This is a genomic window from Bradyrhizobium septentrionale (assembly GCF_011516645.4).
Classification (GTDB): Bacteria; Pseudomonadota; Alphaproteobacteria; order Rhizobiales; family Xanthobacteraceae; genus Bradyrhizobium; species Bradyrhizobium septentrionale.
Genome location: NZ_CP088285.1, coordinates 5,063,174 through 5,087,965 on the forward strand (window position 1 = coordinate 5,063,174; position 24,792 = coordinate 5,087,965).

General features: G+C 64.4%; 25 protein-coding genes. 12 read left to right on the forward strand and 13 right to left on the reverse strand.

Features of this window, described 5'->3' with window-relative positions; all coding sequences use genetic code 11:
- Positions 1-59: 59 nt before the first annotated feature.
- Positions 60-1,232, forward strand: coding sequence for a protein-glutamate methylesterase/protein-glutamine glutaminase (locus HAP48_RS25845; protein ID WP_166208956.1), 1,173 nt, complete (start codon positions 60-62; stop codon positions 1,230-1,232).
- A complete protein-coding gene (locus HAP48_RS25850; RefSeq protein WP_166208953.1) occupies positions 1,229-2,101 on the forward strand; it encodes a CheR family methyltransferase in 873 nt (290 codons plus the stop codon). The genes HAP48_RS25845 and HAP48_RS25850 overlap by 4 nt, the downstream gene beginning before the upstream one ends.
- Before the next feature lie 192 nt (positions 2,102-2,293).
- Here the strand turns inward: HAP48_RS25850 and HAP48_RS25855 are convergent, their stop codons facing one another.
- The 5 genes from HAP48_RS25855 to ctrA all read right to left on the reverse strand — a co-directional run bounded on the left by HAP48_RS25855 (position 2,294) and on the right by ctrA (position 5,644).
- A complete protein-coding gene (locus HAP48_RS25855) occupies positions 2,294-3,451 on the reverse strand; it encodes a glutathionylspermidine synthase family protein (protein ID WP_166208950.1) in 1,158 nt (385 codons plus the stop codon).
- A 145-nt stretch (positions 3,452-3,596) separates the two neighbouring features.
- Entirely contained in the window at positions 3,597-3,818 is a 222-nt protein-coding gene (locus HAP48_RS25860; RefSeq protein ID WP_166208946.1) for a hypothetical protein, read from the reverse strand.
- Positions 3,819-3,920: 102 nt separating this feature from the next.
- The gene (locus tag HAP48_RS25865) at positions 3,921-4,355 is read right to left on the reverse strand and encodes a hypothetical protein (RefSeq protein WP_166208942.1); all 435 of its coding nucleotides are present in this window, start codon (positions 4,353-4,355) and stop codon (positions 3,921-3,923) included.
- Between the two features lie 15 nt (positions 4,356-4,370).
- Positions 4,371-4,775 (reverse strand): DUF350 domain-containing protein, encoded by a 405-nt coding sequence (locus HAP48_RS25870; RefSeq protein ID WP_166208939.1) that lies wholly within the window; start codon positions 4,773-4,775, stop codon positions 4,371-4,373.
- Between the two features lie 167 nt (positions 4,776-4,942).
- Positions 4,943-5,644: a response regulator transcription factor CtrA gene (ctrA, locus tag HAP48_RS25875; RefSeq protein ID WP_016848562.1), complete on the reverse strand. Its 702-nt coding sequence runs from the start codon at positions 5,642-5,644 to the stop codon at positions 4,943-4,945.
- 365 nt (positions 5,645-6,009) lie between these two features.
- Here ctrA and fliI point away from each other — a divergent pair, with 365 nt between their 5' ends.
- The 4 genes from fliI to HAP48_RS25895 all read left to right on the forward strand — a co-directional run bounded on the left by fliI (position 6,010) and on the right by HAP48_RS25895 (position 9,589).
- The gene (gene fliI / locus HAP48_RS25880) at positions 6,010-7,335 is read left to right on the forward strand and encodes a flagellar protein export ATPase FliI (protein WP_166208936.1); all 1,326 of its coding nucleotides are present in this window, start codon (positions 6,010-6,012) and stop codon (positions 7,333-7,335) included.
- A gap of 108 nt (positions 7,336-7,443) precedes the next feature.
- On the forward strand, positions 7,444-7,863 hold the full coding sequence (gene fliJ, locus HAP48_RS25885; protein ID WP_016848565.1) for a flagellar export protein FliJ: 420 nt from the start codon (positions 7,444-7,446) through the stop codon (positions 7,861-7,863).
- Between the two features lie 211 nt (positions 7,864-8,074).
- The gene (locus HAP48_RS25890) at positions 8,075-8,620 is read left to right on the forward strand and encodes a sigma-70 family RNA polymerase sigma factor (protein WP_029083680.1); all 546 of its coding nucleotides are present in this window, start codon (positions 8,075-8,077) and stop codon (positions 8,618-8,620) included.
- A 3-nt stretch (positions 8,621-8,623) separates the two neighbouring features.
- Positions 8,624-9,589 (forward strand): anti-sigma factor, encoded by a 966-nt coding sequence (locus HAP48_RS25895; protein ID WP_166208933.1) that lies wholly within the window; start codon positions 8,624-8,626, stop codon positions 9,587-9,589.
- Positions 9,590-9,916: 327 nt separating this feature from the next.
- Here HAP48_RS25895 and HAP48_RS25900 read toward each other — a convergent pair whose 3' ends face one another.
- The 3 genes from HAP48_RS25900 to HAP48_RS25910 form a co-directional block, all read right to left on the reverse strand.
- A complete protein-coding gene (locus tag HAP48_RS25900) occupies positions 9,917-10,117 on the reverse strand; it encodes a hypothetical protein (protein ID WP_166208930.1) in 201 nt (66 codons plus the stop codon).
- 317 nt (positions 10,118-10,434) lie between these two features.
- A complete protein-coding gene (gene flhA / locus HAP48_RS25905; protein WP_166216006.1) occupies positions 10,435-12,567 on the reverse strand; it encodes a flagellar biosynthesis protein FlhA in 2,133 nt (710 codons plus the stop codon).
- Positions 12,568-12,952: 385 nt separating this feature from the next.
- Entirely contained in the window at positions 12,953-13,162 is a 210-nt protein-coding gene (locus HAP48_RS25910) for a hypothetical protein (RefSeq protein WP_176399234.1), read from the reverse strand.
- 239 nt (positions 13,163-13,401) lie between these two features.
- On the opposite strand from HAP48_RS25910, the gene HAP48_RS25915 reads away from it, so the two are divergent.
- Together HAP48_RS25915 and HAP48_RS25920 are read left to right on the forward strand one after the other, a co-directional pair.
- Positions 13,402-13,860 (forward strand): hypothetical protein, encoded by a 459-nt coding sequence (locus HAP48_RS25915; protein WP_234622326.1) that lies wholly within the window; start codon positions 13,402-13,404, stop codon positions 13,858-13,860.
- Positions 13,861-14,002: 142 nt separating this feature from the next.
- Positions 14,003-15,202, forward strand: a complete 1,200-nt coding sequence (locus HAP48_RS25920) for an MFS transporter (protein ID WP_166208927.1) — start codon at positions 14,003-14,005, stop codon at positions 15,200-15,202.
- A 54-nt stretch (positions 15,203-15,256) separates the two neighbouring features.
- On the opposite strand, the gene HAP48_RS25925 is transcribed toward HAP48_RS25920, so the two are convergent.
- A complete protein-coding gene (locus HAP48_RS25925; RefSeq protein ID WP_166208923.1) occupies positions 15,257-15,823 on the reverse strand; it encodes a MarR family winged helix-turn-helix transcriptional regulator in 567 nt (188 codons plus the stop codon).
- 239 nt (positions 15,824-16,062) lie between these two features.
- On the opposite strand from HAP48_RS25925, the gene HAP48_RS25930 reads away from it, so the two are divergent.
- The 3 genes from HAP48_RS25930 to HAP48_RS25940 all read left to right on the forward strand — a co-directional run bounded on the left by HAP48_RS25930 (position 16,063) and on the right by HAP48_RS25940 (position 20,259).
- Positions 16,063-17,616 (forward strand): porin, encoded by a 1,554-nt coding sequence (locus tag HAP48_RS25930; protein WP_166208920.1) that lies wholly within the window; start codon positions 16,063-16,065, stop codon positions 17,614-17,616.
- A 465-nt stretch (positions 17,617-18,081) separates the two neighbouring features.
- Positions 18,082-18,672, forward strand: coding sequence for a MarR family winged helix-turn-helix transcriptional regulator (locus tag HAP48_RS25935; RefSeq protein ID WP_166208917.1), 591 nt, complete (start codon positions 18,082-18,084; stop codon positions 18,670-18,672).
- A 444-nt stretch (positions 18,673-19,116) separates the two neighbouring features.
- Positions 19,117-20,259, forward strand: a complete 1,143-nt coding sequence (locus tag HAP48_RS25940; RefSeq protein WP_166208914.1) for a dienelactone hydrolase — start codon at positions 19,117-19,119, stop codon at positions 20,257-20,259.
- Between the two features lie 31 nt (positions 20,260-20,290).
- Here the strand turns inward: HAP48_RS25940 and HAP48_RS25945 are convergent, their stop codons facing one another.
- The 3 genes from HAP48_RS25945 to HAP48_RS25955 all read right to left on the reverse strand — a co-directional run bounded on the left by HAP48_RS25945 (position 20,291) and on the right by HAP48_RS25955 (position 22,182).
- Positions 20,291-20,695 carry a DUF4864 domain-containing protein gene (locus HAP48_RS25945; RefSeq protein WP_166208909.1) on the reverse strand — a complete coding sequence of 135 codons (405 nt, stop codon included), beginning with the start codon at positions 20,693-20,695 and terminating at the stop codon, positions 20,291-20,293.
- Between the two features lie 83 nt (positions 20,696-20,778).
- On the reverse strand, positions 20,779-21,624 hold the full coding sequence (locus HAP48_RS25950) for a caspase family protein (protein ID WP_166208906.1): 846 nt from the start codon (positions 21,622-21,624) through the stop codon (positions 20,779-20,781).
- 123 nt (positions 21,625-21,747) lie between these two features.
- Positions 21,748-22,182 carry a hypothetical protein gene (locus HAP48_RS25955; protein WP_166208902.1) on the reverse strand — a complete coding sequence of 145 codons (435 nt, stop codon included), beginning with the start codon at positions 22,180-22,182 and terminating at the stop codon, positions 21,748-21,750.
- A 140-nt stretch (positions 22,183-22,322) separates the two neighbouring features.
- Here HAP48_RS25955 and HAP48_RS25960 point away from each other — a divergent pair, with 140 nt between their 5' ends.
- Positions 22,323-23,075, forward strand: coding sequence for a helix-turn-helix domain-containing protein (locus HAP48_RS25960; RefSeq protein WP_166208899.1), 753 nt, complete (start codon positions 22,323-22,325; stop codon positions 23,073-23,075).
- Between the two features lie 192 nt (positions 23,076-23,267).
- Here HAP48_RS25960 and HAP48_RS25965 read toward each other — a convergent pair whose 3' ends face one another.
- Positions 23,268-24,764, reverse strand: a complete 1,497-nt coding sequence (locus HAP48_RS25965) for a lysozyme inhibitor LprI family protein (RefSeq protein WP_166208896.1) — start codon at positions 24,762-24,764, stop codon at positions 23,268-23,270.
- Positions 24,765-24,792: the final 28 nt, after the last annotated feature.

A 24,792-nucleotide genomic window follows, 5' to 3' on the forward strand; every position in this document is an offset into this window, starting at 1 on the left:
CGGCAGAAGCCTTCGGCTCAACGGTTTGTTGTGCGTCGTGTTGCGTCGCTGGTGAAGTCATGAGTATTGCGTTGACAAATGCTGCGGTCCCGACATTGACCCGTACCGACAAGGTGCGGGTGATGGTGGTCGACGATTCCGTGGTGATCCGCGGAATGATCTCGCGCTGGATCGGCGCCGAGCCCGACATGGAGGTGGTGGCATCGCTGCGCACCGGCCTCGATGCCGTCAACCAGCTCGAGCGCATCAACCCCGATGTCGCGGTGCTCGATATCGAAATGCCTGAGCTCGACGGCATCTCGGCGCTGCCGCAGCTGCTGGCGAAGAAGCGCGACCTCGTCATCATCATGGCCTCGACGCTGACCCGCCGCAATGCGGAGATCAGCCTGAAGGCGCTGTCGCTCGGCGCGTCCGATTACATTCCGAAGCCGGAAAGCACGCGCGAGGCGACCGCCGCGGAGACCTTCCGTCACGACCTGATCCAGAAGATCCGTCATCTCGGCGCCAAGGCGCGGCGCGGCACCGCGCACACGACGTCAAGCCCGCCGCTTGCGCCCGGACATGACAGATTGCGCACGGCGGCTCCGGGAGCGCCCGCTGCAGCCGTCGCGGCGGCGCCGATTGTGCGCCGCGCGTTCGGCCTGCTGCCGCCGAAGGTGCTGCTGATCGGCTCTTCCACCGGCGGCCCGCAGGCGCTGATGACGCTGGTCGGCGAGATCGGATCGGTGATCGATCGGTTCCCGGTGCTGATCACCCAGCACATGCCGCCGACCTTCACCACCATTCTCGCCGAGCATCTGGCGCGCGCCAGCAAGCGGCCGGCGCATGAGGCGATCGACGGCGAGAGCATCAGGCCCGGCCAGATCTATCTGGCGCCGGGCGGACGTCACATGCGCATCGCCCGCCGCGGCATCGATGCCACCATCGCGCTCGACGACGGACCGCCGGTTAATTTCTGCAAGCCCGCGGTGGACCCGATGTTCACCTCCGCCATCGATGTCTGGCAGGGCAGCATCATGTCGGTGATCCTGACCGGCATGGGCTCCGACGGCATGCGCGGCGGCAAGGATATCGTCGCCGCCGGCGGCAGCGTGATCGCCCAGGACGAAGCCACCAGCGTGGTGTGGGGCATGCCCGGAGCCGCGGCCAACGCCGGCATCTGCGCCGCCGTGCTGCCGCTCAATCAGATCGCACCGAAACTTGTTCGCGTGTTTTCGGGAGACCGTGCGTGACGCCGCTGGACTATGAGTATCTGCGCAAGCTGCTGAAGGAACGTTCCGGCCTCGATCTGTCGCCCGACAAGCAATATCTGGTCGAGAGCCGCCTGCTGCCCTTGGCGCGCCGGTCGAACCTCGCCGGCATTCCCGAGCTGGTGCAGCGGATGAAGGGCGGCGCCGAGCGGCTGACCTCCGATGTGGTCGAGGCGATGACCACCAACGAGACCTTCTTCTTTCGCGACAGGATCCCGTTCGATCATCTGAAGGACGCGGTGCTGCCCGCGCTGGCGCAGGCGCGCGCCTCCCGCCGCAGCCTGCGGATCTGGTGCGCGGCATCGTCGACCGGGCAGGAGCCCTATTCGATCGCGATGCTGCTGAAGGAAATGACCGCGCTGTTCGCCGGCTGGCGCATCGAGATCGTCGCCACCGACCTGTCGCAGGCGGTGCTGGAAAAGTCCAAGGCCGCCCTGTTCAGCCAGTTCGAAGTGCAGCGCGGCCTGCCGATCCAGCTGCTGGTGAAGTATTTTGTGCAGAAGGGCGAGCTCTGGCAGCTCAACGCCGATATCCGCGGCATGGTGCAGCATCGCCAGCTCAATCTGCTGCAGGACCTGTCGCATCTCGGCACCTTCGACGTGATCTTCTGCCGCAACGTGCTGATCTATTTCGATCAGCAGACCAAGGCCGGCATCTTCGGCAAGATCGCGCGGATGCTCGAGCCCGACGGCGTGCTGGCGCTCGGCGCCGCGGAATCCGTGGTCGGCATCACCAATCTGTTCAGGCCCTATCCCGACCGGCGCGGGCTCTATCAGCCGAGCGTCGCCCCGGTCGCGCGCGCCGGCGCCGCGGTTCACGTGCTGAAGGCGGTCGCGTCGGCTGCGCGTTGAGCCAGATCGCTCCGGATCAGGGAAGGCGACTCCGCCTGTTCCGTCACCCTGAGGAGCCGCGAAGCGGCGTCTCGAAGGGTCGACGGCCACCAGCCGGGCCGTGCATCCTTCGAGGCTCGCCCAGCGGCGCAATTGCGCCGCAAGGCTCGCACCTCAGGATGACGGGAATCGAGATGTGCGCGTCTCTGCCAGCTACAAAATCGCGTGCGGCAGAAACCGGGAGGTGTTGCCGGTGATCGGGTTCTCGTCCTCGCGGATCGACAGCCCGCACGGCGTGTGGTCGACCAGCCAGCTGCCGAGCACGGGGTACTGCCCGGAAAAATTCGGCAACGGCGCCAGCGCCTGGCGGATGAAGCCTTCGGCGCCGTAGGGGCCTTCCTCCGCGACCAGCGTAAGGCCGGCGCTGACCAGTTCGACGTTGGCGCCCTCGCGCGAATAGATCGGCTTGCGCACATAGGAGGTGCCGAGCTGAGCGGCCTGCGGGTCGTCCTCGAAATAGGCCGGCAGCAGATTGGGGTGGTTCGGGAACATCTCCCACAGCAGCGGCAGGATGCCCTTGTTGGACAGGATCGCCTTCCAGGGCGGCTCGATCCACTGCGTCGGCGCGGCCGCGAGATTCTTGCCGAACGCATCGTGAAACATCCACTCCCACGGGTAGAGCTTGAACGCCAGCCTGATCGGGCATTCGTCGAGGTCGACGAACTGGCCGTCGTTGCGCAGCCCGATCTGCTCGATGTCGAGCAGCGTGGTCTTCAGCCCGGCTTGCGCTGCGGTGTCTTCGAGATAGGCGAGCGTGCCGGCGTCCTCGGCGTTTCCGGTCAGGCCGGTGAGGTGCAGCGGGTGGGTCGCGCCGATCGTCTTCCAGGCCCCGATCAGTGCCTCGTGGATCGAGTTGAACTGGTCGGCGCGCTTCGGGATGATGTTGCGCGCGATCGCCTGTTCGAGCCAGGTCCATTGAAACACCGCCGCCTCGAAGATCGAGGTCGGCGTGTCGGCGTTGTATTCGAGCAGCTTTGCCGGGCCGCTGCCGCTGAATTTGAGGTCGAGCCGGCCGTACAGGCTCGGGTTCTTGCGGCGCCAGCTCACAGCGATCAGATCCCAGTACGCCTCGGGGATCTTCAGCCGGCGCAGATAGCGCTCGTCCTTGACCGCGCGGCCGGCGAGCTCGAGGCACATCGCGTCGATCTCGCCGGTCGGCGCTTCGATGTCGCGCTCGATCTCGTCCAACGTGAAGGCGTAATAGGCACGCTCGTCCCAGTAACGTTCGCCGTCAATGCTGTGGAAGGTGAAGCCGGCGTTCTCGGCGGTCGTTTGCCAATCGTCGCGCTCGGGGCATGCGATGCGTTGCATGGGGTGGCCCGTGATCTTCACGACGCGTGTCAGCCTGGTGTCAGATTTGCTTGAGCATGATCTTCGCGCAAACGCTTCGCGTTTGTGGCGCGGAAAACCGGTGTCCACTTTGCGCTAACGCGGCCGTTCCGGTCCGGATCATGCTCTAGCTTCCGCCATGCGAGGGATCGCCGTCGCCGAAGCGGGCGATGCTGCGCGGCGCGCCGCCGAAGCCGCCGGAGGGCGACAATTGCTCGGGCTTTCTCTTCTTCCTGTGCCCTGCATGGTGCTGGTGACTGCGGGCCTGACCTGGCGTCAGGCCGATCGACGCCGCGCCGATCGCGACGCTTCCCATCAATTTCAGCCAGACGCGGCGCGAGCGTTTCATGGGCGCAATCCCTGCCATTTGCGGAGCCGCGCCGAGTGTCCACCAGCCGGGATGGCCGGGCAAGCGAAAGCGCGATGACGCGCCGATGACACCACAAAATGCTCATCCGCCGCTGCCGAAGCCGAACGCATGCGCGAGCGAGCCGAAGCCGCCGCGGCTGACCGAGGAGCTCGACGACGAACTCGACGAGGATGACGAGCCGCCCGACGAGGAGCTGCTGCTGTAGAAGCTGCTGCGCGAGGAGCCGCCGCTGCTACCGCCCGAGCCTGACGACGAGCTGCGCGCCGTGCAATCGACGCCGGGTTGCGGGGGCATTGGCGCAGTGGTGCCCGGTGCGGTGACGCCCGGTGGTGGCGGCTGCACGGGCTGGCAATTCGGCCGCGGCATCAGCGCGTAGGCGCTGCCGCCGACCGCGAGCGTGCCCATGATCAGCAGCGCGACATGGTTGGAGCGCTTGGAGGGTGGATCCGGCCGCGGCGGCACCGCCGGCACGACCGGCCGCCGCTTGCCGAAATCCGGGTTCGGTTTGCGCGCCATGGTTAGCTCATTGGCTCAGTAGATCATGCAGGCCGCGTTCAGCGCGCCTGCGGCCAGCGAGGACAACCCGAGCCAGATCGCCGGCGCGAGCTCGCCGGAGGCAATCCGCGCCGACAGGTTCGGCACCGGGATCTTCACGATGTAATAGACGATGATCTGCACGATCAGCGCGATCATGCTCCAGATCAGGCAGTCGATCACATTGGCGGAGTGGGCGATGGCGCTGACCACCGGCAGCACGAAGCCGAGCAGGCTCAAGCCGAGCGCAATCGCCGCCGCCGGATCATTGTCGCGGATCAGCTGGAATTCGTCGTGTGGCGTGACGCGCGTATAGACGAAGAGGTAGGCGACCACGGCGATCAGTGCCGTGCAGAAATAGACCAGGAACGCCGGCAGGCCGGCGAGGGATTGCAGGATCATGTCGGGGCGGTCCGGGAGTTCGTCGGGATTCGCGCGAGGCAGGATTGCACGTTCCCTTGGTCTGCGCATGCCGGGAGCGGGTTCAATCCCAAACAAAAACCCCGCCATTTGCGGCGGGGTTGAGGTCGGGAGGAGCGAACCTTGGGTTCGCTGCGGCGTCCGGAAGGTCAGGCGGGAATGCGCTCGTCGGCCTCGTGCGGCTCGCGCAGCACGTAGCCGCGGCCCCACACGGTCTCGATGAAGTTGCGGCCCTCGGAGGCGTTGGCGAGCTTCTTGCGCAGCTTGCAGATGAAGACGTCGATGATCTTCAGCTCCGGCTCGTCCATGCCGCCGTAGAGATGGTTGAGGAACATTTCCTTGGTGAGCGTGGTGCCCTTGCGGAGCGAGAGCAGCTCCAGCATCTGGTATTCCTTGCCGGTCAGATGCACGCGCTGGCCGCCGACCTCGACCGTCTTGGTGTCGAGATTGACCACGAGATCGCCGGTCTGGATGACCGACTGGGCGTGACCCTTGGAGCGGCGCACGATCGCGTGGATGCGGGCGACCAACTCGTCCTTGTGGAAGGGCTTGGTCATGTAATCGTCGGCGCCGACGCCGAGACCCTTGACCTTGTCCTCGATGCCGGCGAGGCCGGAGAGGATCAGAATGGGAGTCTTGATCTTCGAGACCCGGAGCTGCTTCAGCACATCATAACCGGACATGTCGGGCAGGTTGAGGTCGAGCAGGATGATGTCGTAGTCGTAAAGCTTGCCGAGATCGACGCCTTCTTCACCGAGATCCGTCGTGTAGACGTTGAAACTCTCGGATTTGAGCATCAATTCGATCGACTGCGCGACGGCGCTATCATCTTCAATCAGCAAAACGCGCATGCCAGTCCCCTATAGTCGCCGCTCCGGGCGTCAGGTCGGCCGCACTTGCGGCACTCAAAACGCCTTTGAACAACTGATTCGGATCCTGACGAGATATGGTTAACAAAAACTGATTCCTTCACGCAAGCTCTAACCGTGCAATTTTTGTCGAATCGCCCTAAGATATTGCGTAGAAGTAGGTTTTCCTAACCGCGCTCGTTCAGATTCCAGATTAAGAGGCGGGCCTAACCGACTCTCGCGACTCGCCCTTCTTCTGATGGGCAAGCGACCTCAGTCACCAAAGACAGTGACGCAATGATTAATGATGCGGGTAAACACGAAGTTAAGCGGCTGGAGCAAAATCGCGGAAACTTAAGGTTTTCGCAATGAAGGCGCTCGCGGAGCAGATCGGCGACATCGACGGCGTCAATATTTATGGCCGTGTGGTCGGCGTTCGCGGGCTCATGGTCGAGATCGCGGGGCCCATTCACGCGATGTCGGTCGGCGCCCGCATCGTGATCGATGTCGGTGCAGGCCGCTTCATCCCGGCCGAGGTGATCGGCTTCTCCGGCGAGAACGCGGTGGTGATGCCGTTCGGCGGGCTCGAGGGTGTCAGGCGCGGTTGCCGCGCCGTCATCGCCAATGCGGCGAGCCAGGTGCGGCCGTCGCCGGCCTGGCTCGGCCGCGTCGTCAACGCGATGGGCGAACCGATCGACGGCAAGGGCCCGCTGCCGCAGGGCGCCTCACCGATGTCCTACCGCAACTCGCCGCCCCCTGCGCATTCGCGCAAGCGGGTCGGTCCGCCGCTCGATCTCGGCGTGCGCGGCCTCAATACCTTCCTGACCTGCTGCCGCGGCCAGCGCCTCGGCATCTTCGCCGGCTCCGGCGTCGGCAAGTCGGTGCTGCTGTCGATGCTGGCGCGCAATGTCGATGCCGCGATCTCGGTAATCGGGCTGATCGGCGAACGCGGCCGCGAGGTGCAGGAATTCCTCCAGGAAGACCTCGGCGAGGAGGGGCTGGCGCGCTCGGTCGTGGTGGTCGCGACCTCGGACGAGCCGGCGCTGATGCGGCGCCAGGCGGCCTATCTGACGCTCGCCATCGCGGAGTATTTCCGCGACGAGGAGCAGGATGTGCTGTGCCTGATGGACTCGGTGACGCGCTTTGCGATGGCGCAACGCGAGATCGGCCTCTCGGCCGGCGAGCCGCCGACCGCCAAGGGCTACACGCCGACCGTGTTCACCGAGCTGCCGAAGCTGTTGGAGCGGGCCGGCCCGGGCACCGGCGACGGCACTATCACCGCGATCTTCACCGTGCTGGTCGACGGCGACGACCACAATGAGCCGATCGCGGACGCGGTGCGCGGCATCCTCGATGGTCATATTGTAATGCAGCGGGCGATCGCCGAGCGCGGCCGCTACCCCGCGGTCAACATCCTCAAGTCGGTCTCGCGCACCATGCCGAAGTCGGCCGATCCGAACTTCCTGCCCTACATCAACAAGGCGCGGCAGGTGATGGCGACCTATGCCGACATGGAGGAATTGATCCGGCTCGGGGCCTACCGGCCGGGTTCCAGCCCCGAGGTCGACGAGGCGATCCGGCTGCATGAGCCGCTCGAGGCCTACCTGCGCCAGGCCAAGGAGGAGGCGACCAGCCTTGGCGACGGCTACCGGCAACTCGCTCAAATCCTGTCGGGTTTGGAAACGGAACGCTAACTTTGTCAGGCCATCATCTCCGGCACACCATAGCTATGCCGGCGGGGCCCAGGGGGGAGCCGGTTCTGTCCCGCGTTCAGAATTGGGACTTCTGGGGAGTATGAGTCGATGAAGTCACGTGAAACGCTGATCCGCCTGAAGAAGTTTCAGGTCGATGAAAAGCGCCGTCGGGTTACCCAGATCGAAGGCATGATCGCCGACTTCCAGCGCATGTCCGTCGAACTCGAGCGCGAGATCCAGACCGAACAGGAGCGCGCCGGGATCAACGACCCCACGCACTTCGCCTATCCGACCTATGCCAAGGCCGCGATCCAGCGCCGCGAGAACCTGACCCGCTCGGCCGACGAACTGCGCGCCCAACTCGACGACGCCAAGGCGCTGCTGTCGGAGGCCTTCGAGGAGCTGAAGAAGGTCGAGCTGCTCGACGAGCGCGACCAGGCGCGCGAACGCGCGGAGGAGAGCGCCCGCGAGCAGGCCGACATGGATTCGATCGGCCTGATGCGGGCCCGTCTCGGCGTCATCGCCTGATATCTCGCTCCTCCGCTGACCAGATTGAGAGCCCGGGCCGATCGCCCGGGCTTTTTGTTGGGCGCTGTCCACAAGCGGGCCACTTGGCGCCCACTTGGCGGATCGTGGTGTCCCAAAATATGCTACCACCGGTCCGGACCGGACGATCGGCGGCACGGTGGCAATGAGGCGATGGGGGATGCAGGCTTGATGCAGGCTTGGGGGGCGCAAGATGCTGACGCCGGCTGAGCTGGTCTGGCTGATCGCCGCCGTTGCGAGGGGGGACGAGGCCGCCTTTGAGCGGCTGTACGCCGCGACCCGCGCGAAACTCTTCGGCGTTGTGCTCCGTATCTTGCGGCGACAGGACCTCGCAGAGGAGGTCATTCAGGAGGCTTACGTCAAGATCTGGAACAGCGCCGGGCAGTTCAACCCAGCCCTGTCGTCGCCGATCACGTGGATGACGTCGATCGCGCGCAACCGCGCCATCGACGTCGTGCGCAAGCGAGGCGAGTCCTCGCTGGAAGATGAGCCGGCCGCGATGGAAGTCGCCGCCGACTCACCCGATCCGCTGGCGCGACGGGAAATGACGGAAGAGTTGAAACGGTTGTTGGAGTGCGTCGGTCGTCTGGAGCCGGATCGTCAGAAGCTCGTGCTGCTCGCCTATTACAACGGCTGGAGCCGCGAACAGCTCGCCGCAAAGTTCGAGACGCCGGTGAACACGGTGAAGACCTGGCTGCGCCGCAGCCTGATGGATATCCGGGAGTGTCTTGGACTCTGATTGATGGCCATTAGCGAAGACCATATCGCGCTCGCCGCGGAATATGCGCTCGGTACGCTCGACGCCGAGGAGCGCGCGCAGGTCGAGACCATGATGGCCGTCGACGCCGAGTTCGCAGCCCTCGTACAGGCCTGGGAGTTCAGGCTCGGGCCGCTCAACCAGATGGTTGGCTCGGTCGAGCCGCGCCCGGTGGTCTGGGACAACATCAAGGCGGCGATCGGCCATGCGAGCGCGCCGCTTGTGCTGCCCGAGCCGCCGGCCGCGACGGTGACGCCGCCGCCGCCGCGGCCGATCATGGACGATTCCGAGTTCGGCTCGGCGTTCGATCCGGACGAGCCGCAGCAGCCGCGGGCGATACCGCAGCCAACCGAGATCCGGCGGCCACGGGTCAGCTTCGGTGACAGCAACGTGGTCGCGCTGACGAGCCGCGTGAAGCGCTGGCGCGGCATTGCGTCGGCTGCGACTGCGATCGCTGCCGCGCTGCTGGTGACGCTCAGCCTGCAGATCTTCCGGCCCGATGCCTTGCCGAACGCGATCCGGCCGAAGCCGCGCATCCAGACCGTGGAAGTGAAAACGCCGGCGCCGGCATTCGCGCCGTCCGCGCAATATGTCGCGCTGTTGCAGGGGCAGAATGGCGGGCCCGCCTTCATCCTCACCATCGACGGCGCGACCAAGAACTTCACGGTCCGCAAGGTCGTCGCCGCGTCGGAGCCCGGCAAGAGTTTTGAGCTCTGGCTGATCTCCGACAAGCTGCCGCAGCCGCGCTCGCTCGGCGTGATCGGCGCCGATGATTTCACCGCGCGCCCGGTGTTGTCGGGCTACGATCCCGACGTGATCAATGGCGCCACCTACGCCGTGACCGTCGAGCAGTCCGGCGGTTCGCCGAATGGCCAGCCGACCTCGGCACCGATCTTCACCGGGAAGCTGATCGAGACCGTGCCGCCCGCGCCGGGTTCGACGCCGCGGTAAGAGCCCGGCGCAATATCGGTGTTCTCCGTCATGGCCGGGCTCGTCCCGGCCATCCACGTCTTTGGCCCGCCGAGGTGAGCAAGACGTGGATGCCCCGGACAAGCCCGGGCATGACGAGTTGAAGTGTTCTTGCCGGTTCAGCGATCAGCACAATCTCGAACGACGCTGTTGCCATCCGCACAAAAAGAAAACGCCCGTGGGGAGCGGGCGTTTTCGGTAGTCAACTTGGGGGTAGTTGGGGGTCTTAAATATCCACGCAGCGACTTTGGGGGGCTGTAAAGAACACTACGTGAATTCGTGAAACTCTCCTGTTAGCGAGCGAACTGATCAGCGGACCAGCGAGTTGCTCGAGCTTGTGATCGCGACCGGCTTGCCGGCCTTCATGACACGCGCCGTCTGCGTATAACCGTCATCCGACGAATTGTGCGCCGCGATGCCGAAACCGGCGACCAGGATACCGGCGAACAACGCCACGACCACAATCTTCAGGTGCGTCATACGATCGGCGCTGTAGATCGAGTGGTTCATGGAAGTCTCCTGCCGCCTTCCTGCTCTGTAAATCTGTCGGACTGGTCTGATGCCCGGTTCAACGTCTCGCGCCCCACTAACGTAGGATTTGACGTTTCCGTTCCCTAGAGGCCATCACAAGGGCGTGATTAGACGTGATCCGACGCGATCAAAACTCGCCTCCAGCACCCGAAAATAACATTAACTGCACGTAATATCAGTAGCTTGCTCGAATGCCGGGTGGCAATCACCAAGATAGGGCCGTTTCGGGCGGTTCCACACAAATCAGTTGCCTGTGGCGAGAAAACACAGGCGAAAACGCGAATGATTTGCTCGCGCTAGACGCTTCCGACCGTCTTCAGCCGGGCGCGCGGATGGATCTCGGCCTGCGACAAAACGGTGGTTTGCGAGCGGAACCGTTCCACCAGGGAGCGAACGAACGGCCGGATCGCGGCCGACGTCACCAGCACCGGTGCCTCGCCTTCGCGCGCGGCCTGCTCGAAGGCGTTGCGCACGGCAGTCATGAATTCGGACAGCTTTGACGGCTGCATCGCCAGGCTGCGGTCATCGCCCTGACCGACGATCGACTCGGCAAACGCCTGCTCCCAGCGCGCCGACAGCGCGATCAGCGGCAGATAGCCGTTCGGCGAGGTGTTCTGGGCGCAGATCTGCCGCGCCAGCCGGGCCCGGACATGCTCGACCATGGCGGCCGGATTGCGCGAGAACGCCAGCGCGTCGGCGATGCCTTCGAGGATGGTCGAGAGATCGCGGATCGAGATGCGCTCGGCGAGCAGCAATTGCAGCACGCGCTGGATGCCCGACATCGTGACCTGGCTCGGCACGATGTCCTTGATCAGCTCGCCCTGCTCCTTCGGCAGGTCCTTCAGCAGCTTCTGCACCTCGCCGTAGGACAGCAGGTCCGCCATGTTGGTCTTGAGCAGCTCGGTCAGATGCGTCGACAGCACGGTGGCGGCGTCGACCACGGTGTAGCCCTTCAGCGCGGCCTCTTCCTTCAGGCCGGCATCGACCCAGGTCGCCGGCAGGCCGAAGGTCGGCTCGATGGTGTGGATGCCGGGCAGCTGTACCTGGTTGCCGGCGGGGTCCATGACCATGAACTGGCTCGGCCAGATCTTGCCGGTGCCGGCGTCGACTTCCTTGATCTTGATGACGTAGCTGTTGGCCTCGAGTTGGACGTTGTCGAGGATGCGCACCGCCGGCATCACAAAGCCCATCTCGATCGCCAGCGAGCGGCGCAGCGCCTTGATCTGCTCGGTGAGGCGGTCGGTGCCGTCGGGTCCGTTGACCAGCGGCAGCAGCGCGTAGCCGAGCTCGATCTTGAGGTCGTCGATCTTCAGCGCGGCGGCGATCGGCTCCTCCGCGGCGGCGGCTGCCGCGGCCGCGGCCGCAGCGGGGGCGGCGGCTTCGGCGGCCTCGGCGGCCTTCGCCGCCCGCTTGTGCTTGCGCGCGTTCCAGGCCAGCGCCGCGGCGCCGGAGCCCAGCGCCAGGAACGGCAACGTCGGAATGCCCGGCAGCAGCGCCAGCATCAGCATGACGCCGGCCGACATGCCGAGCGCCTGTGGATAGCCGGAGAGTTGGCGCATCAGCGCCTTGTCGGCGGCGCCGGTGATGCCGGCCTTGGAAACGAGCAGGCCCGCGGCGGTCGAGACGATCAGCGCCGGCACCTGGGTGACGAGGCCGTCGCCGACCGTCAGCACGGTGTAGGTGCGGGCGGCTTCGCTGAAGGAGAGGCCCTGCTGGGCGACGCCGATGATGATGCCGCCGACGATGTTGATGCCGACGATCAAGAGGCCGGCGATGGCGTCGCCGCGGACGAATTTCGAAGCACCGTCCATGGCGCCGAAGAAGCCGCTCTCGTCTTCCAGTGCCTTGCGGCGTTCCTTGGCCGCCTTCTCGTCGATCAGGCCGGCGGACAGGTCGGCGTCGATCGCCATCTGCTTGCCGGGCATCGAGTCCAGTTGAAAGCGCGCCGCGACTTCGGCGATGCGGCCCGAACCCTTGGTGATGACCACGAAGTTCACGATCACCAGGATCGCGAACACGATGATGCCGATCACGAAGTTGCCGCCCATCACGAAATTGCCGAACGCCTCGATGACGTGGCCGGCCGCAGCCGTGCCCTCATGACCGTGGCTCAGGATCAGCCGGGTCGAGGCCATGTTCAGCGACAGCCGCATCATGGTCGAGATCAAGAGGATGGTCGGAAACGACGAGAATTCCAGCGGCGCCTGGATGAACAGCGAGGTCATCAGGATCAGGATCGAGATCGTGATCGAGACCGCCAGGAACAGGTCGAGCACGATCGAGGGCAGCGGCAGGATCAGCACCACCAGGATGGTGAGAACGCCGAGTGCCAGCGCGAGGTCGCCGCGCTTTAAGATGTCGCCGATCTCGCCTAGGCTCGGCAATCCGCTCTTGCCTGCCGTGCCCTGACCCGCCGTGACGTCGACCATGGTAGCCGCTCTCCCCCGCGACTGGCGGCTGCGGCCGCCAAGCGTCTGCGCGACGGCCGCAGGGCCGCCGTTCCGAAAGTGAGGCACCGCGCTGGCGTCCACGGGGATCTCCACCCGTTATACGCGTTCGACGACACTCGACTTCACTCGGCAATTCTTGCCGGGTGTATGGTTAGCAAAGGGTTAATAAGTGCCGGCGATGGGATCGCGCGGGTCGTCGCAGGCCTCGGGGAGGGGGATTTGGGCCGCGGAGGGCAGGTCGGACCGCCCGCCCGCTCAGGAGACGGGTTCACGGCAGACGATCGCGGGGCACGACGACGCCCGATGCGGCGATGATGCCGGGCGCGAGGACGCTGCGCTCGTCAGGACGTCGGCGCCCTGTCACCTAATTGGCCGAATGCATCCATCTGCGCCAATGCGTCGGCTGGATATCGAGATGCCTGCTGCTGGCATGGTCGACCCATTCGGCGCCGTCCCGGTGGCACGGAAACATGAGCGCGTGGACCATGCCGTCGTAGTCGAGGACACAGACCTCGAGCTCCCGATCAGATGGCGCAATGGCAACGGGCAACCACTCTGCTGACGACGAATGCATGATGACCCTCCGACAGTATGCGCTTCGATCCTTTACCTTGCGAACTGCGTGACATCCCGGCGAAATGATAGTTCGGGTTGCGCGCCGCCAGTGTGAACTGCTTCGCATTATAGCAGCTTTCTTCATCAGCATGGATCATCGTTCGACCAGCGATATTCCCGAGCCGGCGGAGCCGGAGAATTGAACTTGCCGGACCCGGCGCCGACCAAATGCAACGTAAAGGTCATTGTGGATGCCGAATGCCAAACCAGATGCGCCGCGCCATTGCGATGATTGACAGGCGCGGGTTCGTGAAGCGGGGTCTTGTCGCGGCCATTTCCCTTTGCGTTGCGACCGCGGCGGCCGCGAAACCGCCCGGCGCCGAGGCCGTGATGATCCGCATGATCGCCTGCGAAGGCGCGGGGGTTCGGATGGAGGTCTATCTGCCGCTATCGGTCGATCGCCATATGCGAGGCGGGCAATCGGTGATCGGCTACTACACGCTGGACCTGACGGATGTGAACAAGGGCAAGCCGCTCGAGCCGGTACGCGTCACCCTGAGCGCCGACGAGAAGACTGTGGCCGTCGATCAATACCTCCGTGGCCTGCCGCCGACCCGGATTCCCGTCGCCGGCGGCACCGTCGATTTCGACCAGCGGTTCGCCAGGCGCGCGAAGTGCGGCGCGTTCCAGTCGCAGGATCCGAATTTCGGGAATTGATCCGTCCACCATGGCGGCGCGGTGCGGGTCCCGTTGCTGGCGCATGCCTAATCTCTCGGCAATGTGGCTTGACCGCGAGGCAAATGCCGACGAAGTTCCGCCTGCCGTGGCAATTTCTTCTGAATTTTCCCCTGAAGTCGCAATGTTCATTCCCGACTCTCGCCGGGCGTGGCTGCGCCTTGCCGTGGCCGTGGCCATCGGCTCGCTCGGCAGCGTCGGCATGTGGTCGGTCGTTGTGGCGCTGCCGGTGGTGCAAACCGATTTCGGCGCCACCCGCGGAACGGCCTCGCTCGCCTTCACCATGGTGATGCTCGGCTTCGGCATCGGCCAGGTCGTGACCGGCAAGATCAGCGACCGCTACGGTATCGTCGCGGCGATCGGCGCCGGGATCGGCATCCTCGGCCTCGGCTATGTCGGCGCCGGCTACGCGCCGTCGATCTGGGCCTTCATCCTGCTGCATTTCGCCATCGGCCTGTCGTCGGCCGCGACCTTCGGCCCGCTGATGGCGGAGGCGTCGCACTGGTTCGAGCGCTACCGGGGGCTGGCGGTCGCGATCGCCGCGAGCGGCAATTATGTTGGCGGCACGGTATGGCCGCCGCTGGTCAATTTCGGCATGCAGAGCGTCGGCTGGCGCACCACCCATATTGCGATCGGCATCTTCACCGCGATCGCGATGACGCTCGCGCTGATGGTGCTGCGACTGTTGATGGGGGCGGCTGTCAGGCGCAGCCATGTCAACGCGGCGCCGCCGCGGGTCGATCTCAGGCTCTCCACCAATGCGCTGACCGCGATCCTGGCGCTCGCGTCGATCTCCTGCTGTGTCGCGATGTCGATGCCGCAGGTCCACATCGTCGCCTATTGCGGCGATCTCGGCTACGGCGTGGCGCGCGGCGCCGAGATGCTGTCGCTGATGCTCGGCTTCGGCATCATCAGCCGGATCGGCTCCGGCTTCCTCGCCGACCGGATCGGAGGCATCCGCACGCTCTTGATCGGCTCGATCGCGCAGGGCTCGGCGCTGCTGTTCTATCTGTTCTTCGACAGCCTGTCCTCGCTCTACGTCATCTCCGCGATGTTCGGCCTGTTCCAGGGCGGCATCGTGCCGAGCTACGCCATCATCGTGCGGGAGGCGATGCCGGCGTCGGAGGCCGCGACCCGGATCGGCATCGTGATCTTCGCCTCGGTGTTCGGCATGTCCTTTGGCGGCTGGATCTCGGGCGTGATCTTCGACGCAACCGGCTCCTATGCCGCGGCCTTCGCCAATGGCCTCGCCTGGAACCTGCTCAATGTCAGCATCATCCTGCTGCTTCTGATGCGGGCGCGGCAGCGCGTCGCAATCGCCTGATCCAAGACTGCAGCGGAAGTTCAACTCTTCGGGAGAGGGGCGTCTCGGTGACTGTTAAAGGTCGGCCGAGACCTTCAAGATCGCTTTTTCCAGCCGGTTCTTGATGGAATTCATCTTGCCGGTGAGTTGCTGCAGTTCCCGTAAGTCCAGGTCGGCATAGACGAACTCGCTCAACGCTTTACGCTGCGAAGACAGCTTTGCCATCTGCTTGTTGGCGTGGTCGGTCAGCGACAGGTTCACGACCCGCGCATCCTCGGTCGAACTTTTGCGGCGCAGGAGATTCTTCTTCTCGAGCAATTTCGACTGCGTCACCACAAACGACTGATCGACGCGCAGCGCCCGCGAAACAGCGCCGACGGGCAGGCCGATGTGGCGGTCTTCGGCATTCGCCAGCACCGTCATGATCATCCATTGGGGACCGGTGATTCCGATCATCTTGGCCCAGATGCTGCGCAACTCCTCCAGGCGGATGCTGGTCGACACGATTTCCCAGGCCAACCCCTCAGCCGCATCCTGCAGTTTGTCAGTCGACCTGCGCTCGTTCATGGCATTCCTTACCAAAAAGTCATCTTCACTGATATCCGGTTTTTTTTGAAGTGGTGGTCTCGCGAAAATGTTCACCCAGGCGTTGCCTGAATGGCACATGGCAGCCGAAACATAAGATGATTAACTAATATAAGTTGAACATGCGACCGTCGGGTGCATAGTTTCCCGCCGTAGATGGGGGGCATCCGCCATCTCACGCCTGCAGTGGCCGAGTTGACCACGAGCATCTTGAAAATGGCTGCGCCGCAGCGGTTTTCGAGAGGGGTACTTTTTGTCGCTTTGCCAGCAGCGCAAGGCATCACTTGGAGGATAGCATGAAGATGGTAAAGGGCCTTCTGTTGGGCTCGGTGGCGGCGCTCATCGCGAGCAGCGGCGCGCAGGCGGCCGACCTTCCGGTCAAGGCCAAGGCGGTTGAGTATGTGAAGGTTTGCTCGCTGTATGGTCCCGGGTTCTACTTCATCCCGGGTACCGATACCTGCATCAAACTGGGCGGCTATCTGCGTGTCGACGTGCTGGCCAACACCAACTCGGACGCGTCCGGCAACACGTCAGGCGCTGGTGGCGCGCAGAACCGCTTCACGAACGGCTACACTTGGCGTTCGCGTGAAGATCTGAACGTCGATACCCGCACCGCGACCGAGTACGGCGTGGTTCGCACCTATTTCGACGCGGTGTTCAGCTGGACGTCGGATACCTACGGTGGGCAGGGTAACGGCGCGACCGTTTACTCACCTATCGGAACGGCGGCGGCTCCGAACAACGCAACCTCGGGCGGCGTTGCCGCCGGCACGGTCGGCGTCTACTACGCCTTCATCCAGTTCGCCGGCTTCACGATGGGTAAGGCGGTCTCGCAGTTCTCGGCGCCGTGGACTAACTACCCGGGCAACAACTTCGACGGTCTCGTCGGCGGCGGCGGTACGGTCACCGGCGTGAACCAGTTCACCTACACCGCGCAGTTCGGCAACGGCGTGTCGCTGTCGCTGTCGGCCCAGGATCAGTCGGCCTATTATCAGGCCGGCGTGCAGAATCTCGGTGTGCTCGGTACCGGCAGTCTCGGTGCCTACGGTGCGAGCGACTATGCCGGCACGATCGCGCCGGACCTCGTCGCCGCGGTCAAGGTCGACCAGGCCTGGGGTCTGTTCCAGGCATCGTTCGCGGCCCATGACAACCACGCAGCCTACTATGGCGGCACCGAGTTGACCGGTCATCCGGACGACAAGTGGGGCTGGGCCGGTCAACTGGCCTTGTCGATCAAGAACATTCCGACCGGGCCAGGCGACACGATCAACATCCAGGGCGTCTATACGGACGGTGCAACCCGTTACAACATCCAGGATCTGTCGATCGCTGGTGCGATCACCTACTTCGGCGGCACCAACGTGCCCGGTGCCTATCAGAGCATCGGCTTTGGCATGGCGCCTGACAGCGTGTTCGTGAACGGCGGCCAGCAGCAGCTGATCCAGACCTGGGGCATGCGTGGTGCGTACGTCCACAACTGGAGCCCCAACTGGAACACCAGCGTCTATGGTGCCTACGCGGGTATTCGCTACAACGACACGGCCAAGAGCGCGATTTGCGGACCGGGCGGTAACGGTGTCGGTGGTTCGTTCGGTGCTGTGTTCGGCACCGCCGGCCTGACCTCGTGCAATCCGGACTACAACATCGCGCAGATCGGCACGCAGACTCAGTGGACCCCGGTCAAGAACCTGACCTTCTCGGCAGACCTGACCTACACTCATCTGGATCAGAAGTACGCGGGTACGATCACCTATCCCGGCAGCGCCTCGATCGGCAAGCCGGCCACGGTGTACGAGCTGAAGGATCAGGACACCGTCACGCTGCTGCTCCGCGCCCAGCGCAACTGGTAATCTCCAGCTGACGTGATCTGACCTTTAAAAAGAACCCCGACGGGCAACCGTCGGGGTTCTGTTTTTGCAATGAGGCCGTTGTCGAAACGAGATCACTGTATGATTTACTAACATTATTAGATCATATACAAACCCGCAGCGGCTTTTGCCGCCGATGTTGATGAGGAGATAACCAACCTCTTCATGAACGAACCTCCCGAACCTCCGGCAATGCCCTGCCGGAGGTTTTCGTTTGTGCGCGGTTCGATCGCGCTGTCGGCGAAATTCCAGCACGCGCGCGCCGACAGGGCGATGCAAAGCCCTTTCGGTGCGCGCAGGCGCGGCGCACGTGTTCGTGAAGCCCGGGATCGAAGGGCGGCCTCGAAATCGTGATCTGCCACACGGCCGAGGCGGCAGGATCATCTGGACGGGAAGTCTTATGCCAGTTATATGACTCTATCATAGAATTGCGGGAGCGTGCCCGGCATGCCGAAGGCAAACGCAGAATCAAGCCGTCACCGTAAACCTTCGACTGCCGATTTGCCGGCGGCGGTTCGCTCGACTGCTCGAACCCATCGAGTCGCGAAAGCAACGGAACTGCAGCTGCAGCGCCTCACGGGCTGTCTGCACTCCCTGGCATCGCGCCACCACGACCTGACCCAAGGCTATGCAGCGCATGTCGGCATCGCCGGCATTCAGTACACGATCCTGACCACGATCCGTTATCTCGAGACCAAAGGCGACGTCTTCCCGGTGACCGTCGCCGAGTATCTCGGCTTGACCAGCGCGGGTGTGACGAAGGCGATCCAGCACCTGACCGAGCTTGGACTGGTCGAGAAGGCCGGGGATTCGGATGATCGCCGCCGGACCAGGCTGACCGTCACACATGGCGGCAGCATCCTTCTCGACTCGCTCGCGCCCATGCAGTCGAACGTCAACGACGTCTGGCTGGACTGCATGAATGATGAAGAATTCTCCATCTTTCTCGAACTCGTCGAGCGCTTCATCAGGTCAAGCGATCGAGCGCTGGCGATGCAGGACTATCTGGCCAGGGACAGCGACATCGTCTCGTTCTAACGGCATGACTTGTCAAGTTGCCTGACCAGGTCACGGTCGAGTGACCGGCAACATCCCGCTGCTCGCAATTCTGTGAGCAGACTTGCGCCGGCGGCACGCTCGCCACATGAGACAGTGCGCGTTTACCGAGCAATTGCTCGGTAACGATTGCGGCGGCAACAATCAGCAATCAGCTGTCAGACATAAGCGCAACGCATTCCTGCGCCGCCATATCAACGATTGCGGCCGCCGAATTACTTTAATTATATGAAAGGCGCTCGTGTATTTTCTTGGGAGAGCTGGGTGATTGGCGTTTGCGATTTCGGCGCCGGCTTTCCGCGGCTACGCAAACTCCAACTGTCGCGACCAACCGCACGCGAAGATCTCAGCTGTAGAGGCGAAATCGTTGGCTTGCCGGTAAGCAGGATCAGGGACCCTTCCGAGAAGCGAACGAGTTGATGGAATATGCATGAGCACCGGGGGGCGCGCGGCGCCTCGTCAAGCGGCGTCGAGTTTGACGACAAGGGCTGGCCTTCCTGGCCGGGCCGAGAGGATTTGTCGGCGGAGTTCATCAAACTGCTGGCTGCCGCGCAGGAGGGAGGTTCGACCGTTTCCGAATGCTGGCTGACACTGAGCAGGATCGACCTTGCTTCGGAAAATTCCTGGTCCGAAGAGTGGATCAGGACCGCGGAACTGAACGAGGCGAGAGCCGATCTTTCGTTGTTGAACGGCAATTTGATCACCGCCCGTCACAACTGGCTGCGGGCCACGACCTACTTTCATGCCGCCGCAAGGCTTCCCGGGTGCTCCAGCAATCTTTTGAAATGCGCCGTCGACGGCATGCGGCGATGTGCAACGAATTTCCTGGAGAACAGGATTCCAGCCGGCCAGGTGCTCTCGATCCCCTGGACTGAAGACCTCTTTCTTCAGGCCTGCTATTTGCCGTCGGCTTTCCGCGACAATGGGCCCGTCATCGTATGCATCGGCGAGCCGGGTTCCTACAAGGAAGAATTGATCACCAAATACGCCAGCCATGCGAACGAGCGCGGACTGTCGCTGCTGACCGTGGATCTCTTGGGTACTCAAATGGCTCTGCCGCCGGAGCGGCTCGGAGGCCAGAAGTTCGAGACTGCGATGAGCCGCATCCTGGATTATCTCGCGGAGAAGCCGGGTGTCGACAGCAGCCGGATCGCCATCGTGGCGGATGCATGGAATTCCTCGCTGGTCGCGCGAGCCGCCGCAAGCGACGCCCGATTTGCCGCTGCCGTGTGCGATGCCGGCATTTGGGACTCGCACGAGAGAAGCTTCTTTTACCAGCATGCCGCCGGCCGGGAGCAGCCTGGATGGCTTGAAGACGCCAGCTCGATGTCACGGCGGATCGATTGTCCGCTGCTTGTCACCGCGGGCGAAGGCGGCTGGCTTCTTCCCGGTGCCCTGACCGAATTCGGCAATCAATTGGACAGCATTCATCATGACGCCCGGCTGATCCTGTTTCGCTGTGCTGAAACGGCTGCCATGCAGGGACATATCGATAATCCCACATTGGCCAATGAAGTGATATTCGACTGGCTGGAAGACAGGCTCCGGCTGAGAAAGGACTTGTCCTGAGGTTTTCCAGCCCCGGGAGCAGGCCAGCAGATCACACCGCCTGGCCGGCTTTAAGCAGCGAGCAGCCGGTGATCTTCAAGCTGCCGTCCGCCTGCCGCTCCAGCGTGTAGAGCGCCTCCCACGCCTCGCCATTCGCATCGACGATATGGACGCGCTGCGCGATCCGGTCGCCGTCGCTCTGCGCCGCGCCGAACTCGAAGCTCCGGTGGCGATAGACCGGCGCGTACTGGCTCTGCACCATCGACATGAAGATGTCGGGCTGCGGAAAGATCTGCCGGATCGCGGGCGCGGCATAGGAATAGGCGGAAGCGGCGTCGTCGCGGCCGAATGCCTGCTCCTGGGCGCGGATCACATCCTGCGCGGCGCCGACGTCGTCGGCGGCAGCTGATGAGACGAGGGCGAACAGAAGGGCGGCAATGAGGGCGATCGCGCGCATGCGGGGCTCCATCTCGGATACCTGCTGTTACGCATGACACCCCAGGCCGGTTTCCGCTGCAAGCGACAAAGGCGTTGCGTGCGTCAGCGCGGGACGCCGCGCGGCGGCCTGGCCGCTAGTCCGGCATCCCGTGCAGGCTCGGTTTCCCTGGCGACCGCCGGCTCGCCGGCAAAATAGAACCGGTCCGCGATCGGCGAGGCGGCGACCCACGGCAATTGCCGGCCGTGGGTTGCCTTCTCGACCGCAAGCCCGACCTCGTTGAAGGTCCTGAACAGGCCATAGCCCTGATGCCGCATGGTGGCGGCCAGCGCGCGCGTGTAGGGGCTGTGGCCGTTGTCGCCATCCAGCGCGACGCTGCGCGGCTGGGTCGCAAACGAGATCAGCGTGCCCGCCGGCGCCTGCATCTGCGCCAGTCCACCGGTGGCGGAGCGCACGCCGCGGTCGCGAAACGGATTGTTGCGGCAGGCATCGAGCAGCACGAGATTGATCCTGGCGCCGGACTTCTCCATCTGGTCGAGTACGCCGGCCATGGCGATGCCCTGCATGAACACGTCACCCTCGTCAGTGGGATCGGCGTCGACCGGCACCAGATAATTCAAGCCGTGGGTCTCGACGCCGTGGCCGGCATAATAGAACAGCGCCACGTTGGCGCCGGCCAGTTCGCGGCCGAAAGCCTGCAGCACCGCGTCGAAGCCGGCTTTGGTCAGGTCGACCTGCGCGCCGCCGCCGACCACGATGAAGCCGAGCGACGACAGCGTGTCCGAGATCAGCTTGGCATCGCCGGCCGGGTTCGGCAGCTTCGGCGCGCTCTGATAGGCGGAATTGCCGATCACCAGTGCGACCCGCTTCTCGGCCTGAACGGCGGTGCCGATGCACAGCACGAATGCCGCGACGATCAGGCGCGACAGGATGCCGTTTCGGCCGGACATGGTGATGCACTCCGCGGGACGGGACGTCGGGCTGTTATGGATTGGTCTTTCCGGATCGCCTCAGGTTCGAACGAAGCTGCCGCCCGTTATCGGGCGTGCACCGATCCAGATCGAGGAGCCATGTCAGTTGACGCGCCGGTTGCGGCGCAGCAGCGCCTCGGCGGTCGGGCATCCGGTCCGCCGCGCTGAGGGCGTCGCGAAGGGCCGCTCGATGGTGACGATCTGGCAGCCGTGCTGCGCCGAAACGTCGGCGACGACGCTCGACACCGCGTCGTCGATCCGCGAGCCGGGCAGATGGGCGACGATCAGGTCGCTGATGCTGAGTCGCCTGCGGACGCGCAGGTCGCTGTCGATCCGGTAGCTGAAGACGGCATGGATGACGCCACGGCGATCGCGGATCGCGATCAGCCCGGTCTCGGGCGAACTGCTGCGGCTGCGCCGGCGCACGAATCGCAGCCATTGCTCCGTGGTAATACTGGCATCGTGCATGAACACCAGCGGATAGGCCGCGATCGCGTCCTGATGGTCGATCGGAAGTGCTTGGAAATGCTCGTTCATCGTCGGTTTCCCCGAACACGGTCGAAGTTGCTGGGGAACGGGCGGCGCAGCATTGATCTGCATCAATGACCCCGGCGGTTGATCCAGATCAAATCGGGGCTGATAGTGTCGACATCGAAACCACGCGGACCCCCGAAGCCATGAGCATCGCCGAACCACTGCAGGATTCGTTTGCCGGCGCGGCGCCGTGCGACTGCAGGCACGGCCGCGCCACCAATGGCTGCGAGGACTGCAAGGTCAGGCTGTTCAGCGTCTGCGCCGCACTGGAGCTGTCCGAGCTCGAGGAACTCGACCGGATCAGCCAGGCCAAGCAGGTCCCGGCAAGAGCGACGCTGTTCGAGCAGAGTGCGCTGGCGGGAAGCGTGTTCAACGTCACCGACGGGGTCGTGCGGCTGTACAAGTCATTGCCCGACGGCCGCCGCCAGATCGTCGGTTTCGCGCTGCCGGGCGACTTCCTCGGACTCGCGCTGCAGGACCGCTACGGCGTCACCGCGGAGGCGGTGAACCAGGTTGCGGTTTGCCGTTTCGCGCGATCGACATTCCTCGCCTATGTCGACGGCAAGCCGCATCTGCTGCGCCGCCTGCATGAATTCGCGGGGCACGAGCTCAGCCTGGCGCAGGACCAGATGCTGCTGCTCGGGCGGCGCAGTGCCGAGGAAAAGATCGCTGCGTTCCTGCTCAACATGCAGACGCGACACGCCCGGATCGGAAGCATGTCCGTCACCGTGCCGCTGCCGATGAGCCGGCAGGACATCGCCGACTATCTCGGTCTCACCATCGAGACGGTGAGCCGAACCCTGACCCGGCTTGCGCGCGAGAAGGTGGTGCTGATCGTGCCCGATGGCGTGCGGCTGCTCGACCTCGAACGGCTGAAGCTGAGCGGCGCGAGCTGACGCTGCTTTTTGATCCAGCACAAGGCGATGCGCGCGTGAGCGCGCTAGGTCTCTCCATCATATGCAGGAGACGACCCATGCCCCTCGACACCATCCTTGTCATGATCGCCGTCACCGCGATGTTCGCCACCATTGCCGTCGTCATCGCGTGGGGCGACCGGCAGACGCGCGATCTCTGACGCTGTCCGCGCTTTAGCGGATCGCGCCCTTGAATTTGTCGATGTCAGGCGAAGGGCGGGCGGGAAACAGCCGCGCAGTTGAGGAGATGTCGAGCCGGCGCCGGCATTTTGCCTCGTCGGCGCTGTCCTCGGCGCCGTCCTTGCCGGTGCGTTTCTTCGCAAAAACGTCGTCCTGCCGGTTGACGATCAGCATGGCGTGGTCGCGCTCGAGCGTGTCGGGGTTCTTGCGCTGCTCGTCGGAGCGGAACGCGCCGCCGGTGATCTTGCCGGTCATGTCGTAGTCGCAACCCGCCTTCCAGTCGCCCTGATCCCACTTCCATCCCGCGGCGCTCAGGGTGCCGTCGCTGTCGGCGGTGACCTTGATGACGGCGTTATAGGCGAGCCAGATGCCGGTGAGCCCATTGCGCTTGTCGTCAAAGCCTTCGAGCAGCGCGAGGCGTTCGCGCTGCAATCCGTCGACATGGTCGCGGGCACCGACGGTATCGTGCACCTGCGAGGTCTGTTTCTCCCACGCCGGGTGCAGGAATTCGGGATACTCCTCGGCCTGGCTCTTCACCCAGTTGCGCTGGTCGTCGATCAGCGCGCGCCGCGTCGCCTCGTCGAGCCGTGGCTGCAACGCCTTCCAGGCGCGGTTCAGCCGCTGGTCGTTGTCGGCGAGATCGGGATCGGCGCAGATTTCCTCATCGGTCGCCGTCTCGGGTCTGGTGCAGTCAAAGGTCGGGGCGACGAACGCGGTGTTGGCCGTGTCGGATGCTGCATCCTTGCCGGCGGCAAAATAGCTGCCGGTGACTTGCCCCATGGATTCGCATGCGGCAAGGCCGCCCTCGTCGTCGCCCAGGATCGCAACGATGCGCAAGCTCTCTCCCTGGCGGCGGACCTTCAACGACGGTGGCTTTGCGGGTTCGGCAGTCTTCGCCGGGTCGGTGAGTGCGGGGCCGGACAGCCAGCCGCTCGCGGCAGGCTTGACCAGCGCGGTCAGCTTGCAAGTCCGCCGCCGGTCGCCGCCATAGTCGCCGCGCAGATCGGCGGCGAGGCGATAGGCGCCGCCCTCGGCCGGCGTCAGCGTGATGTTGCCGAAGGCGTTGACCCATTTGCCGGCGAGGCCGGGACGGCCGGATGCCATTCCGTCAAGCGCGGTGACGCGGCGGCGCAACGCCTCGGCGAAACTCTCCTTCAGCTCGTCCGTATCGGCGTCGGCCAAGACCTCCGCGGCGTCGATGATCATCTCGTTGAACCAGGCCTGGTCGCGCTTCAGCAGCGGCTTGATGTTCGCCGGCATTTTTGCCAGCGCCGCATCGAACGCCTTGTCGATCTGCGCCACCAGCTTGTCAGTGCCGGCCTTCTTGCAGTCGGAGGTCTTGATCGTGCTGTCGGCGGTATCTCCGCACAGCCTGATCGCGGTCGGTGCGCTGCTCGATGCGCGCAGATAATCGTCCATCGCAATGGACGGGCCGGACGCCAGGACCGTGATGGCCGCGGCGATGGCCGCGAGCCGAGGGGAGCGAGGCATGGGCTATGACCTGCGAGGCCGCGGCATG

Coding starts and splice junctions, on each gene's coding strand:
- HAP48_RS25855 (WP_166208950.1), bottom strand. CDS start 3,451: ATGCAACGCATCGCATGCCCCGAGCGCGACGATTGGCAAACGACCGCC.
- HAP48_RS25935 (WP_166208917.1), top strand. CDS start 18,082: ATGCCGAAGGCAAACGCAGAATCAAGCCGTCACCGTAAACCTTCGACT.
- HAP48_RS25920 (WP_166208927.1), top strand. CDS start 14,003: ATGTTCATTCCCGACTCTCGCCGGGCGTGGCTGCGCCTTGCCGTGGCC.
- fliI (WP_166208936.1), top strand. CDS start 6,010: ATGAAGGCGCTCGCGGAGCAGATCGGCGACATCGACGGCGTCAATATT.
- flhA (WP_166216006.1), bottom strand. CDS start 12,567: ATGGTCGACGTCACGGCGGGTCAGGGCACGGCAGGCAAGAGCGGATTG.
- HAP48_RS25955 (WP_166208902.1), bottom strand. CDS start 22,182: ATGAACGAGCATTTCCAAGCACTTCCGATCGACCATCAGGACGCGATC.
- HAP48_RS25960 (WP_166208899.1), top strand. CDS start 22,323: ATGAGCATCGCCGAACCACTGCAGGATTCGTTTGCCGGCGCGGCGCCG.
- HAP48_RS25965 (WP_166208896.1), bottom strand. CDS start 24,764: ATGCCTCGCTCCCCTCGGCTCGCGGCCATCGCCGCGGCCATCACGGTC.
- ctrA (WP_016848562.1), bottom strand. CDS start 5,644: ATGCGCGTTTTGCTGATTGAAGATGATAGCGCCGTCGCGCAGTCGATC.
- HAP48_RS25940 (WP_166208914.1), top strand. CDS start 19,117: ATGCATGAGCACCGGGGGGCGCGCGGCGCCTCGTCAAGCGGCGTCGAG.
- HAP48_RS25890 (WP_029083680.1), top strand. CDS start 8,075: ATGCTGACGCCGGCTGAGCTGGTCTGGCTGATCGCCGCCGTTGCGAGG.
- HAP48_RS25870 (WP_166208939.1), bottom strand. CDS start 4,775: ATGATCCTGCAATCCCTCGCCGGCCTGCCGGCGTTCCTGGTCTATTTC.
- fliJ (WP_016848565.1), top strand. CDS start 7,444: ATGAAGTCACGTGAAACGCTGATCCGCCTGAAGAAGTTTCAGGTCGAT.
- HAP48_RS25845 (WP_166208956.1), top strand. CDS start 60: ATGAGTATTGCGTTGACAAATGCTGCGGTCCCGACATTGACCCGTACC.
- HAP48_RS25865 (WP_166208942.1), bottom strand. CDS start 4,355: ATGGCGCGCAAACCGAACCCGGATTTCGGCAAGCGGCGGCCGGTCGTG.
- HAP48_RS25860 (WP_166208946.1), bottom strand. CDS start 3,818: ATGAAACGCTCGCGCCGCGTCTGGCTGAAATTGATGGGAAGCGTCGCG.
- HAP48_RS25895 (WP_166208933.1), top strand. CDS start 8,624: ATGGCCATTAGCGAAGACCATATCGCGCTCGCCGCGGAATATGCGCTC.
- HAP48_RS25950 (WP_166208906.1), bottom strand. CDS start 21,624: ATGTCCGGCCGAAACGGCATCCTGTCGCGCCTGATCGTCGCGGCATTC.
- HAP48_RS25900 (WP_166208930.1), bottom strand. CDS start 10,117: ATGAACCACTCGATCTACAGCGCCGATCGTATGACGCACCTGAAGATT.
- HAP48_RS25910 (WP_176399234.1), bottom strand. CDS start 13,162: ATGCATTCGTCGTCAGCAGAGTGGTTGCCCGTTGCCATTGCGCCATCT.
- HAP48_RS25930 (WP_166208920.1), top strand. CDS start 16,063: ATGAAGATGGTAAAGGGCCTTCTGTTGGGCTCGGTGGCGGCGCTCATC.
- HAP48_RS25915 (WP_234622326.1), top strand. CDS start 13,402: ATGCCAAACCAGATGCGCCGCGCCATTGCGATGATTGACAGGCGCGGG.
- HAP48_RS25945 (WP_166208909.1), bottom strand. CDS start 20,695: ATGCGCGCGATCGCCCTCATTGCCGCCCTTCTGTTCGCCCTCGTCTCA.